This is a genomic window from Rhodococcus chondri (genome assembly GCF_036327435.1).
Taxonomy (GTDB): Bacteria; Actinomycetota; Actinomycetes; order Mycobacteriales; family Mycobacteriaceae; genus Rhodococcus; species Rhodococcus chondri.
In genome coordinates, this window is the sequence record NZ_JAUZMZ010000024.1 from 1 (window position 1) to 11,136 (window position 11,136).

Below are 11,136 nucleotides of genomic sequence, written 5' to 3' on the forward strand. Positions count from 1 at the left end.
ACGCTGCAGGGTGGACCCGAATTCGCGCGATGGCTCGAGGAGCGCGGCCCGCGGCCGCTTCCGCCGCCGGCTCCCGCCGAACCGACGTCGATCGCGCGCGAAGGCGACACGCTGCACGTGACGCTCGATCGTCCCGAGCGCCGCAACGCCTACGGCACGCAATTGCGCGATTCGCTGGTCGAGGCTCTGCGTCTCGCGCTGCTCGACGACAGTATCGAGCATGTGCTGCTGGACGGGGCGGGGCCGTCGTTCTGCGCGGGTGGTGATCTCGACGAGTTCGGGCGCACCCCCGATACGGCGATCGCGCACCTGATCCGTACCCGCGGGGGAGCGGGACGTCTCGTCGCTCGGCTCGCCGATCGCATCGAGGTACGTCTGCACGGTCACTGTGTGGGTGCGGGCATCGAGATCCCGGCGTTCGCCGGCCGGGTGGTCGCCGATCCGGCCACGGTGTTCCGGCTTCCGGAGGTGTCGATGGGGCTGATCCCGGGAGCCGGCGGCACCGTCAGTGTTCCGCGACGCATCGGACGGTGGCGTGCGATGCACCTCTTCGTCACCGCAGCCCCACTCGACGCGCAGCGCGCGCTCGAGTGGGGACTGGTCGACGAGGTCGCCCGACAGTCGATTTCCTTCAGGCCATGAGAGCGGTGAAACGCCAGTCCAGGACGGGTGCCGGCTCGGCGTCTGCACGGTGCGCGTAGACGAGCGACCGCAGCTCGAGCACACCGCCACCGCCTTCGAGCGGTTCGGCGGATTCGACGTGCAGGTCGCTGGTGAGAGTGTCGCCCTCGTGCACCGGACCGGTGTGATCGCACGACTTCCATCCGAGCACCGTCACCAGGTTCGGCAGGGCCCGCGACGCCTGCGACAGCGCCAGGCCGATCGTGTGCCCGCCGTACACCAGACGTCCTGCCGCGCCGACACGTTCGTCGTGGTGGGTTGCGGCGATGTTGAGGCTCAGGCGCGCGAGTTCCGGTGCGCTCGAGACGACATCACCACTCGACTGCAGCACGGCCCCGGCCAGCGCCGGATCGAAGTGCGCGCCCGGCACCCGCGACCGGTACTCGTCGAGATTCCAGCCCTCGGGGACGGCCCACTGCGGTTCGTCCTGCGGACCGATCGCGGACAGATCGTCGGCCGGCACGACCCGATCGGGGTCGGGGTTCTCGCTCAACGGCAGCATCGCGCAGCGGTAGAAGTCGAGGACGGTGTTGCCGTCCTGATCGACGGTGTTCATGCGCAGCGCGGCCAGGCCCGTCGGCTTGCGACCCGGTTTGGTCGAATTCTCCTTCAGCCCCACGACCTCGGTGGTCGTGTAGAGCGTGTCGCCGATTAAGGGGAACCGGCGGAAGCGCAGTCCGCGGTAGAACAGGTTGGCCTTGACGTGGTGGGTCACCAGCGTCGACTGGCCGATCGCGATGTCGGTGACGAACCCGGCGTGTGCCAGCGCGCCGCCCGCGACGGCGGTGGACAGGTGCCGGTCGAGCGGGAGGCGGAGCCGGTCGCCGAGGATCGTCTGATGGGCGGCCGCGAGGCCGTCGGTGAGCGTCACGGCGGGGGCGGTGTCGAAGACCTGGCCGACGGTCAGTTCGTCGAAGTAGGGTCCGCCCACCGAAACTGCGGTGGTCGTGGTGTTCAGGCCGGTCATGTCAGGCTCCGATCTTCGACAGGGTGCGGCGGGCGGCGACCGCGACGGCTTCGTCGAGCATCTGCCCGTCGAGCTGGGCGGCACCGGCGCCACGGCTTTCCGCGTCCTCGAGTGCCGCGAGCACCTTGCGGGCGGCGTCCACCTGGTCGTCGGTGGGGGTGAATGCTGCGGTGGCGGAATCGATCTGAGAGGGATGGATGACCCACTTGCCGTCGAATCCGAGGTCGGCGACCCAGCGCGCCGAGTGCCGGAACGCGTCGTCGTCGGCGATGCCGAGGAACGGTCCGTCGACGGCCTGGATCCCTGCGGCGCGGGCGGCGTGCAATACGCGGTCCTGCACGTACAGCCAATGCTCGGGTGCGGCGGTGCGGGAGCGGCCCAGGGCGGCGCCGAGGTCGGCGTAACCGATGATGACTCCGCCGATGCGCGGACCGGTGACGATCTCGTCGATGCGCTGCACACCGGCGGGCGTCTCGATCAGTGCCTGGACGGGCACACCGGAGGTCACGCCGAGGATGCGGTCTGCCTCGGCGAGGTCGGCGGCGCTCTCCACCTTGGGGATCACCACGGACGCGAGCGCGTCGCCGAGAGGGGAGCAGGCGAGCAGGTCGTCGTGGAACCACGGAGTGCCGAGGCCGTTGATGCGCACCGACACCGTGCGGTTTCGGCCGTGCTCGCGCACCAGGGGGTCGATGAGGTCGCGCGCGGCGTCCTTCTGGGCTGGAGTGACGGCGTCCTCGAGGTCGAGGACGACCTCGTCGGCGGAGGAGGCCAGGGCCTTGCCGGCCTTGCGTTCGTCGGAACCCGGTGCGACGAGCACTGCTCGCCTGCGGAGGTGTTGCTCGGAAGTCACGGAAACCTCATGGTCGAGACGGCGGGGAACGCGCATAAATGTACGGCCATTGTTGAGTGGTGCGCCAGTCGTATAGGTAGATGTAGCGGCATGCATCACCGATTTCACTGCGGAGCGTGCTGGAATTGCCGCTGTTGCGATTGACAATGGTTGCGACGACTACACAAAATGGCCGTACAAATAGCGTGGGTCCGGGGATCGGGGCCCGCAACGAGCCGAAGGACCCGCCCGTGAGCCCCCTGAACGACGAAGAAACCTTCCTGGTCAAGACCGTCCGCGACTTCATCGACCGCGAGGTCAAGCCGTCGGTGCAGGAGGTCGAGCACGCCAACGAGTACCCCGAGAAGTGGATCGAGCAGATGAAGCAGATCGGCATCTACGGGCTCGCGGTGCCCGAGGAGTACGGCGGCTCGCCGGTCTCGATGCCGTGCTACGTGCAGGTCACCGAGGAACTCGCACGCGGCTGGATGTCGCTGTCGGGGGCGATGGGTGGGCACACCGTCGTCGCGAAGCTGCTGTCGATGTTCGGCACCGAGGAGCAGAAGCGCAAGTATCTGCCCAAGCTCGCGACCGGCGAGATCCGCGCGACGATGGCGCTGACCGAACCGGGCGGCGGCTCCGACCTGCAGGCCATGACGACCATCGCCAAGCGTGACGGCGACGACCTGGTCATCAACGGCGCGAAGACGTGGATCACCAACGCACGCCGCGCCGGTCTGATCGCGCTGCTGTGCAAGACCGATCCGCAGGCCACCCCGCGGCACAAGGGCATCTCCGTCGTGCTGGTCGAGCACGGACCGGGCCTGACGGTCTCGCGCGATCTGCCGAAGCTCGGCTACAAGGGCGTCGAGTCGTGCGAGCTGAGCTTCGACAACTACCGGATCCCGGCCGACGCGATCCTCGGCGGCGAACCGGGCAAGGGCTTCGGGCACATGATGAAGGGGCTCGAGACCGGTCGTCTGCAGGTCGCGTCGCGTGCGCTCGGCGTCGCGGCCGCGGCGCTCGAGGACTCGCTCGCCTACGCGCAGCAGCGCGAGAGCTTCGGACAACCCATCTGGAAGCACCAGTCCATCGGCAACTATCTCGCCGAAATGGCCACCAAGCTCACCGCGGCCCGTCAGCTGACCCGCTATGCGGCCGAGAAGTTCGACAGCGGTGAACGCTGCGACATGGAAGCCGGCATGGCGAAGCTGTACTGCTCGGAGATCGCGATGGAGATTGCTCTCGACGCGGTGCGGATCCACGGTGGCTACGGCTATTCGACCGAGTACGACGTCGAACGCTACTTCCGCGACGCGCCGCTGATGATCGTCGGTGAAGGTACCAATGAGATCCAGCGCAACGTCATCGCGAGCCAGCTCGTTGCCCGCGGCGGACTGTGACCCGGTAGCAACTAGTATCGGGTCCGTCATGGACAACAGGGTGCGGGAGACAGAACCGGCCTACGCGCAGCTCGCGCGTCAGCTCCGGGAAGCCGTCGAGGCGGGGCAGTACAGCGACGGAGCCCGCCTGCCCACCGAAGCCGAACTCTCCGAACAACACGGGGTGAGCCGTCAGACGGTGCGTCGTGCCTTCCAGGATCTGGTGGCCGACGGCATCGTCTACCGGGTACCGGGACGCGGCACGTTTGCGAACGAGTCGAGCCGACGCTACCGCCGTCAGCTCGGTTCGATCGAGGATCTGCTGGCGCTCGCGGCCGACACGGTCATGGAGATCGTCGCGCCGCTGCGCCGCGGAGTCGACATCGACGCGGCCAGCCGGCTGCGTCTCGACACGGACGTGTTGTACACGGTGGTGCTACGACGCGTGCACGACGGAATCCCGTTTGCACACACCACCATCCATCTTCCCGAGGCTGTCGCGGCGCACGTCGTCGACGCGCCCGAGTTGCAGGCCGGGGCAGCGAGCCGGAACACGGTGATCGGGCTGCTCGAACCACATCTCGACAGCCCCATCGTCGAAGCCGCGCAGTCGATCACCGTCGCTCCCGCCACAGAGCAGGTCGCGGCAGAACTGAACTGCACGGTGGGGCATCCGCTGCTGCGGGTCGACAGGTTGTATTCGAACGAGGCGGGAGTGCCCACGGAACTGTCCGTGAGTTATTTTCTGCCGGAGCACTACACGTATCGCGTCACACTCAGACGAGCCGGTCACTGACGGCCGTCACCGACTACAGGAGTCAATACATGCGCGTCTTCAACGGGCTCGACGAGGTCGAAAAGGTCGTCGGCGAACACCTCGGCTACAGCGACTGGCTCGAGATCACCCAGGAACGGGTGAACCTGTTCGCCGAGGCCACCGGCGATCATCAGTGGATCCACGTCGATCCCGAAAAGGCCGCGAGCGGCCCGTACGGCACCACCATCGCGCACGGTTACCTCACGCTGTCGCTGCTCCCCGTCCTGGGCGCGAAGATCTTCCGCCTCGACGGCGTGAAGATGAAGGTCAACTACGGCAGCAACAAGGTGCGCTACCCCGCGCCGGTACCGGTCGGTTCGAAGGTCCGCGCCGGCGCGGAGTTCAAGACCTTCGACCGCACCGCGAAGGGCGCGAACCTCGTCGTGGGCTACACCGTCGAGATCGAAGGATCGGACAGGCCGGCGCTCGTCGCCGAGACGGTCGTCGTTCTCGTTCCCTGATCCGAACCTCTACGGGAGCACAACATTCAGGATGCGGTCGTCGTCGTCCGCCGGCTGCCCGCGACCGTCACGGTTCGAGGTGGTCAGCCACAGCGACGCGTCCGGCGCGACGACGACGGTCCGCAACCTGCCGTATTCGCCCGTGAAGAAGTCGGTCGGCGACGCTGCGCCTCCGTCGGGCAGGACATCGATGCGCCACAACCGTTCTCCGCGTAGCGATGCCATCCACAACCGTCCGTCCGCGAACGCGAGCCCCGACGGTGATGCCTCGGACACCGGCCACGTCAGGACGGGATCGACGAATTCGTCGCCGCCCCCGGCGCCCTCGACCTCGGGCCAACCGTAATTGCCGCCCGCGGTGATCAGGTTGAGCTCGTCGACGTCGTTCTGCCCGAATTCCGAGGCCCACAACCGGTCCCGGTCGTCGAACGCGAGGCCCTGCACGTTGCGGTGACCGAGTGAGTACACCGGCGACGCGGGGTCCGGATTGCCCGGCGCGGGTTCGCCGTCGACGGTGATCCGCAGGATCTTGCCGCCCAGCGAGCCGGGATCCTGCGCGAGCTCGCGATCGCCGGCCTCTCCCGTTGCCGCGTACAACATCCCGTCGGGACCGAATACCAAGCGACCACCGTCGTGGATCCTCCCGGCGGGGATACCGTCGAGGATCACCGTCGGCTCCGAGAGCGTCGTGCCGTCAGAGTTCGTGCTGTAGGTCGACCGCAGGATCCGATTGTCCTCGGACGTCGTGACGTACAGGAAGACGAACCGGTCGGTGTCGAACGTGGGCGAGACCGCGATACCGAGCAGGCCGGATTCGCCCTGCGCCACCGTCTCGTCGATCCGGCCCACTTCTCGCACCGAGTTGTCGGTGCCCACCTGAAGGATCCGTCCGGTGTCGCGTTCGGTGACCAGTGCGGCGCCGCCGGGGAGGAACGCGATCCCCCACGGGGTGTCCAACCCGGAGGCGACGTTGCCGGCGACCTGCGGTGTGGCGGTGGCCTGCGGCGTATTCGACGGGACGCTCGCGGCGGGGTCGGACGCACAGGCCACCAGCGGCAGCATCGATGCGGCCGCGATCAGACGAGCCAGGCGTATGCGCGTCACGAGTTGCATCCTCTCGCGGCGACCGTCCAGCGGTCCACCACCGCATCGTCGCCGACCGGATCACCCGAGATCACGATCAGCCCGTCCGCGAGATTGACGGCATTGCACACGTGATTGGGAATCACGCGGACCCGTTCGCCGAGGCCGGGCCGGGTGGGCGCGCTGGGCCACTGCACTGTTGCGTGATGCTCGGACAGCGCGGTGATCCGCGCATCCGGCTCGCCGAGTATCCGCCCGTAGCCGGACGCCCACGGTGCTCGATCGGCGCCGAGCACCTTGCTGCCGGTATCGAGGACGACGACCTCGCCGCGCGCGGACACCACCGTGGCCAGTGCGGTGAGCGCAATATCTGCTTCGGTGACGGCACCGAGCTCGAGTTGCTGTGCGTCCCCGAATACGTAGACGCCGGGCCGTAATTCGGTAGCGGCGGTGGGTACGTCGAGGAAGGCAGTGGGCGACGAGCCGCCGCTGATCACCGCCGGTTCGATGCCCACCTCGCGCAATGCCGCGGCCGCGACGCCGAGGGCATCGGCCTCTTCCTTCGCGGCCACCGGCGTCACCCCGGGACCGTAGGAATGACCGGGGAAGGTGAAGACGCCGAACACTTCGAGACCTGCGGCCCGGGCCGCCGCGGCGACTGCACCGGCCTGTTCGGGGGCGACACCGGTGCGGTGGTGACCGCTGTCGACTTCGACGAGCACCCCGACGTCGGTGCCGGCGTGTGCGGCGAGAGCCCGAGCGACCTCTGCCGAATCGATGCCCGCGGCAACACGTGCCCGTTCGGTGAGTGCGCGCAGACGCGCGCCGCGTGCGGCATCGACCCACAGCGGATAGGCGACGAAGATGTCGTCGAACCCGGCGCCGGCGAAGACCTCCGCTTCGGACACGGTCGCGACGGTGAGACCCTGCGCACCGGCGTCGAGCTGACGGCGGGCGATCTCGATGCATTTGTGTGTCTTGACGTGCGGGCGCACCGCGAGTCCGCGTTCGCGGGCCGACGCCACGAGCCGCGCGATGTTGTGGTCCAGAATGTCGCGGTCGACGAGTAGTACCGGCGTCGCCTCGAGTGTCATGGCGACACCCTAACGAGTCGGTGGGGCGTCGCTCGGGGCCAGTTCCGCGGCGATCGTCCGGAACAGGGAATCGGCCTGGTTCGTGTATCCGCCGGTCGCATCGAATGCTTCCGGATCGTAGGTCGTGGCGACCGCGATCGCGATCTTCTTCGACGGCAGGTATGCCTCCACCGCCGACGCGCCCGCGAACATCGGGTTCTGGAGCAACCAGTTGCCGGAGATGACGACGCCCAGCCCGTAGGTGTATCCGTCCGATTGTTCGAAGCATGTCGGGCAGCCCGGCTGCGCACGCGTCCTGCCGCGGAGGTCGGTCGAGATCATCGCCCGGTACGACTCGGGTGAGAGCAGCTCACCGGTGCCGACGGCGATCGCGGTGTCGTGGAGGTCGAAGATGGTGCTGGTCTGCACGGCGCCGTTCGTGATGGTCCACGACGGGTTCCAGAACGTGCTCTCCTCGTAGAACGCTGTTTCCGGTGGGATGCCCAGGGCCTGGCGACGCTCGGAACTGAACGCGTGCAGCACCGGTTCCGGCATCGTCGCCGTCTGCGCCGCGTGCGTGTCGTCCAACCCCAGCGGGTCCAGCACCTTCTCCTGGACGAGGTCTGCGACCGGTCGGCCCGTGATCTTCTCGAGCGCGAGGCCGAGGATCACGTAATTGGTGTGGGCATAGTTCCAATTGGTGCCGGGCTCGTACAGCAAGGGTTTCGACGTGGCGTACGCGAGGAGCTCCTCGGCCGTCCACGAACGGAACGGATCCGCATACGACGCATCGGCGAACTCGTCGTTGCCGATCACGTAATCCGGGTAGCCCGAAGTCATCTGCGCCAGCTGGCCGAGCGTCACCCGATCGGTATGCGGGATCTCGGGCAGCCACCGCGACACCGTGTCGTCGAGGGTCACGCTGCCTTCGTCGACGAGTTGCAGCAGCACGGTCGAGACGTACGAGATTGCGACGGCGCCGTTGCGGAAATTCATGTCGGTGGTCGCCGGCACGCCGGTCATCGACTCACCGACCGCGCGGGTGACGATCTCCTCGCCGTCCACGGTGACCCGCACGAGCACCGCGCGGAGGTGGCTGTTCTTCCTCGCCTCGTCGACGATCCTCATGATCGCCTCGGCCTGCGCGGGCGCGGAGCTTTCGGCGGCGGTCGCCGTCTGCGCGGTATTCTCCGCTTCACCGGAGGACGAACATGCCGAGACGACACCGCACGCGCAGATCAGCGCGAAGATTTTGCGCCCTGGGAGCATGCAGGCAGTTTGGCAGATGCAGGGCACCGCTGTTGTGAGAATCTCTATCCGTCGAACCCGAACACCCCGACGCTAGGAGCATTTCCATGTTGAGCACGATGCAGGACGCACCGTTGTCCATCGCGCAGCTGCTGGTCCACGGCAGCACCGTTCATGGCGACGCCGAAGTCGTGACGTGGACCGACTCCGGTCCGCGTCGGCGTAACTACGCGGAGGTCGGCAGGCGGTGCGCCGCGCTGGCGCACGCGCTGCGCGGACTCGGAATCACCGGGGACCAGCGGGTGGCGACATTCATGTGGAACAACGCCGAGCATCTCGAGGCGTACCTGGCGATACCGTCGATGGGCGCGGTGCTGCACACCCTCAACATCCGCCTGTTCCCGGAGCAGTTGATCCACGTGGCCAACCACGCCGAGGATCAGGTGATCATCGTCGATCCGACGCTGATCCCGCTGCTCACGCCGCACCTGCCCGCGTTGACCACCGTCCGGCACATCATCGTGACCGGCGATTCCACAGCCGGATTCGAGGCACCGGAGGGCGTACAGGTCCATGCATACGAAACGCTGATCGCAGACCAGCCCACCACGTTCGATTGGCCCGAGGTCGACGAGCGCTCCGCGGCCGCGATGTGTTACACGTCCGGCACCACTGGAGACCCGAAAGGTGTCGCCTACTCGCACCGTTCGATCTATCTCCACTCGATGCAGGTGTGCATGACCGATGGGCCCGCCCTCGCGCAGGGCGACCGCACCCTTGCGGTAGTGCCGCAGTTCCACGCCATGTCCTGGGGACTTCCCTACGCGGCTTTCATGATCGGCGCGTCGCTGATCATGCCGGACCGTTTCCTGCAGCCGGCGCCGCTGGCCGAGCTGATCGCGGCCGAGCGTCCTACCTTCGCAGCCGCCGTCCCCACGATCTGGCAGGGATTGCACCTGTATCTCGAGGAGCATCCGCAGGACATCTCGTTCATGAAGGAGGTCCTCATCGGTGGGTCCGCGGTGCCGCCCGCACTGATGCACGCCTTCGAGAACGAACATGGTGTGCGGGTGCTGCACGCGTGGGGCATGACCGAAACCTCGCCGCTCGGCTCGGTTGCCCGCCCACCGGCGGGTGTCGAAGGTGACGAGCGGTGGCGCTACCGGTACACGCAGGGCCGGTTCTCGGCGTCGGTACGGGCACGGATCGTCGACGACGCCGGCAATGTGGTGCCGAACGACGGCACCAGCATCGGTGAGCTGGAGGTCCGCGGACCGTGGATCACCGGCTCGTACTACGGCGTGGATGCTCCGGACAAGTTCGACGACGGATGGTTGCGCACCGGGGACGTCGGGTCGATCACCCCGGACGGTTATCTCACTCTCACCGATCGCACCAAGGACATCATCAAGTCCGGCGGGGAGTGGATCTCGTCGGTGGACCTCGAGAACGCTGTGATGGGCCACCCGGACGTTCTCGAAGCCGCGGTCATCGGGGTGCCGGACGAGAAGTGGGACGAGCGGCCGCTCGTCGCCGTCGTGCTGCGTGAAGGCAGTACCACAGGCGTCGACGAGCTGCGTGAGTTCTTGTCGGACAAGGTCGCCAAGTGGCAGCTGCCCGAGAACTGGACCGTGATCAGCGAGGTCCCGAAGACCAGCGTCGGCAAGTTCGACAAGAAGCGCCTGCGGTCGCAGTTCCAGGAGGGCGCCCTCGACATCACCCGGCCATGACGTGACGGGCCCCGTCCCCGCGGGCCAGGTCTTCGACGGGCTGCCGAAGATCGTGTCCGCGGGGGTCCGTGTCGGAGTGCGTAACGCCGGTGCGGATGTCGACGATCTCGACCGTGAACATTCGAGTTCGATGTCTCAGGGGTCCGGGCAGTCTCGAGGTGGGGGTGGGTTGTGAAAAGAACAGTTGGGGTGTGGTTGTTCGCTGTAGGGCTGGTGGTCGCAGGTTGTGCCGATGGTGGCGCGTCGAACGAGGGGGCGGGCGCATCTTCTGCGACACCGACCGTCGCGACAACGACCGTCACGACACCGACTGTCGCGGCAGCGACTTCGACGAGTGCCGCACCGACGTCTGCAACGTTGCCGGGCGCTGCTGCCGAGCCGTCGGTGTCGATGGAACCCGCAGCCGGTGTGGCCGCGCCGGACGCGACGGAAATCGTGAGCGAGCCGCCCGTTGTCGGGCAGGTGGGTGGTGACGAACCGAGTCAGGTAATCGACCCCAACCCGTTCGATTGCGTCGGCGACGTCTGCCCCAATCCCTACACGGACGCGCCGCCCCCGGATCCGAACGCAGATCCCCGGAATCCGCAAATTTCGTGGTGCGGAACCGATAAGAACGTCCACAACCGCGGCGCGACGGTGTACGACGATGGTTCCTGGACGCCGTGGACGCAGTTCTGCGCCGACCAGTTCGATGCCGTGAACAACCCGCCCAATCCGCCGGGAACGATGGGCGGCGGCGGAGCTGTGGCAGGTCCGTGCCGTTCCGACGAAGAGGGAACGATCACGTACACCCCCGACATGCGAAAGCAACAGTGCTCGGGTGGACATTGGGTCTACGTTCGGTGATCGCAGAGGGTTCCGT

General features: G+C 67.3%; 12 protein-coding genes. 6 read left to right on the forward strand and 6 right to left on the reverse strand.

Going from position 1 to position 11,136, the window contains the following annotated elements:
• On the forward strand, nt 1-642 hold a 642-nt coding region (locus tag Q8814_RS06485; RefSeq protein ID WP_330151200.1), incomplete at its 5' end, for an enoyl-CoA hydratase/isomerase family protein.
• On the opposite strand, the gene Q8814_RS06490 is transcribed toward Q8814_RS06485, so the two are convergent.
• Nucleotides 632-1,648 carry a MaoC family dehydratase gene (locus tag Q8814_RS06490; protein WP_330151201.1) on the reverse strand — a complete coding sequence of 339 codons (1,017 nt, stop codon included), beginning with the start codon at nt 1,646-1,648 and terminating at the stop codon, nt 632-634. The two genes, Q8814_RS06485 and Q8814_RS06490, sit on opposite strands and share 11 nt — an antisense overlap.
• Before the next feature lies 1 nt (nt 1,649).
• A complete protein-coding gene (locus Q8814_RS06495) occupies nt 1,650-2,537 on the reverse strand; it encodes an HpcH/HpaI aldolase/citrate lyase family protein (protein WP_330151202.1) in 888 nt (295 codons plus the stop codon).
• Between the two features lie 194 nt (nt 2,538-2,731).
• Between Q8814_RS06495 and Q8814_RS06500 the strand changes: the two genes are divergently transcribed.
• From Q8814_RS06500 to Q8814_RS06510, 3 genes are read left to right on the forward strand one after another with little or no spacing between them, the layout of a single operon-like run.
• Entirely contained in the window at nt 2,732-3,883 is a 1,152-nt protein-coding gene (locus Q8814_RS06500) for an acyl-CoA dehydrogenase family protein (protein WP_330151203.1), read from the forward strand.
• Nucleotides 3,884-3,911: 28 nt separating this feature from the next.
• The gene (locus Q8814_RS06505; protein ID WP_330151204.1) at nt 3,912-4,658 is read left to right on the forward strand and encodes a GntR family transcriptional regulator; all 747 of its coding nucleotides are present in this window, start codon (nt 3,912-3,914) and stop codon (nt 4,656-4,658) included.
• A gap of 29 nt (nt 4,659-4,687) precedes the next feature.
• Nucleotides 4,688-5,140: a MaoC family dehydratase gene (locus Q8814_RS06510; RefSeq protein ID WP_330151205.1), complete on the forward strand. Its 453-nt coding sequence runs from the start codon at nt 4,688-4,690 to the stop codon at nt 5,138-5,140.
• A gap of 9 nt (nt 5,141-5,149) precedes the next feature.
• On the opposite strand, the gene Q8814_RS06515 is transcribed toward Q8814_RS06510, so the two are convergent.
• Genes Q8814_RS06515 through Q8814_RS06525 form a run of 3 tightly spaced genes read right to left on the reverse strand, consistent with a single transcriptional unit; the run spans nt 5,150 to nt 8,565 of the window.
• Complete coding sequence (locus Q8814_RS06515; protein WP_408015848.1) at nt 5,150-6,253, reverse strand: PQQ-dependent sugar dehydrogenase; 1,104 nt, start codon at nt 6,251-6,253, stop codon at nt 5,150-5,152.
• Nucleotides 6,241-7,317, reverse strand: a complete 1,077-nt coding sequence (locus Q8814_RS06520; RefSeq protein ID WP_330151206.1) for an alanine racemase — start codon at nt 7,315-7,317, stop codon at nt 6,241-6,243. Before Q8814_RS06520 ends, Q8814_RS06515 begins: the two co-directional genes overlap by 13 nt.
• 9 nt (nt 7,318-7,326) lie before the next feature.
• Complete coding sequence (locus Q8814_RS06525) at nt 7,327-8,565, reverse strand: serine hydrolase domain-containing protein (protein ID WP_330151207.1); 1,239 nt, start codon at nt 8,563-8,565, stop codon at nt 7,327-7,329.
• A gap of 86 nt (nt 8,566-8,651) precedes the next feature.
• Between Q8814_RS06525 and Q8814_RS06530 the strand changes: the two genes are divergently transcribed.
• Nucleotides 8,652-10,274, forward strand: a complete 1,623-nt coding sequence (locus Q8814_RS06530) for a long-chain fatty acid--CoA ligase (protein WP_330151208.1) — start codon at nt 8,652-8,654, stop codon at nt 10,272-10,274.
• Here Q8814_RS06530 and Q8814_RS06535 read toward each other — a convergent pair.
• Nucleotides 10,261-10,395 carry a hypothetical protein gene (locus Q8814_RS06535; RefSeq protein WP_330151209.1) on the reverse strand — a complete coding sequence of 45 codons (135 nt, stop codon included), beginning with the start codon at nt 10,393-10,395 and terminating at the stop codon, nt 10,261-10,263. The genes Q8814_RS06530 and Q8814_RS06535 overlap by 14 nt on opposite strands.
• A 50-nt stretch (nt 10,396-10,445) precedes the next feature.
• Here Q8814_RS06535 and Q8814_RS06540 point away from each other — a divergent pair, with 50 nt between their 5' ends.
• On the forward strand, nt 10,446-11,120 hold the full coding sequence (locus tag Q8814_RS06540) for a hypothetical protein (RefSeq protein ID WP_330151210.1): 675 nt from the start codon (nt 10,446-10,448) through the stop codon (nt 11,118-11,120).
• The last annotated feature ends 16 nt before the right edge of the window (nt 11,121-11,136 follow it).

Excerpts from the sequence above, each read along its gene's own strand:
- Q8814_RS06490 (WP_330151201.1), bottom strand. The coding sequence starts at position 1,648 with ATGACCGGCCTGAACACCACGACCACCGCAGTTTCGGTGGGCGGACCC.
- Q8814_RS06495 (WP_330151202.1), bottom strand. The coding sequence starts at position 2,537 with ATGCGCGTTCCCCGCCGTCTCGACCATGAGGTTTCCGTGACTTCCGAG.
- Q8814_RS06505 (WP_330151204.1), top strand. The coding sequence starts at position 3,912 with ATGGACAACAGGGTGCGGGAGACAGAACCGGCCTACGCGCAGCTCGCG.
- Q8814_RS06510 (WP_330151205.1), top strand. The coding sequence starts at position 4,688 with ATGCGCGTCTTCAACGGGCTCGACGAGGTCGAAAAGGTCGTCGGCGAA.
- Q8814_RS06515 (WP_408015848.1), bottom strand. The coding sequence starts at position 6,253 with ATGCAACTCGTGACGCGCATACGCCTGGCTCGTCTGATCGCGGCCGCA.
- Q8814_RS06520 (WP_330151206.1), bottom strand. The coding sequence starts at position 7,317 with ATGACACTCGAGGCGACGCCGGTACTACTCGTCGACCGCGACATTCTG.
- Q8814_RS06525 (WP_330151207.1), bottom strand. The coding sequence starts at position 8,565 with ATGCTCCCAGGGCGCAAAATCTTCGCGCTGATCTGCGCGTGCGGTGTC.
- Q8814_RS06530 (WP_330151208.1), top strand. The coding sequence starts at position 8,652 with ATGTTGAGCACGATGCAGGACGCACCGTTGTCCATCGCGCAGCTGCTG.
- Q8814_RS06535 (WP_330151209.1), bottom strand. The coding sequence starts at position 10,395 with ATGTTCACGGTCGAGATCGTCGACATCCGCACCGGCGTTACGCACTCC.